The sequence below is a fragment of the Vibrio sp. 10N.222.55.C6 genome (assembly GCF_041473395.1).
Taxonomy (GTDB): Bacteria; Pseudomonadota; Gammaproteobacteria; order Enterobacterales; family Vibrionaceae; genus Vibrio; species Vibrio crassostreae_C.
On sequence record NZ_JBFRSD010000515.1, the window covers coordinates 1 to 202 of the forward strand.

The 202-nt window shown below is 40.6% G+C and carries 1 protein-coding gene; it reads left to right on the forward strand.

Annotated features, from left to right (window positions below; translation table 11 throughout):
* Positions 1 to 202: outer membrane protein transport protein (locus tag AB4486_RS24860; RefSeq protein WP_372119365.1), on the forward strand; the 202-nt coding region annotated here is incomplete at both ends.

The following is a 202-nucleotide window of genomic DNA, read 5'->3' on the forward strand; positions in this document are numbered from 1 at the left end:
CTTCTATGATTGAAGTCAAGGATGCTACTTACACAGGCTTCATGGGCGGTAATTCTAGCAATGCTGACTATGACGATGCTGGCGATACTTCGATTGCACCAAACATTCATCTAATCGTTCCAGTAAATGATAAATTTGCATGGGGTGTAAATGCTTATTCTAACTTCGGTACAAAAACTGAATTCAGCGATAGCTATGTGGG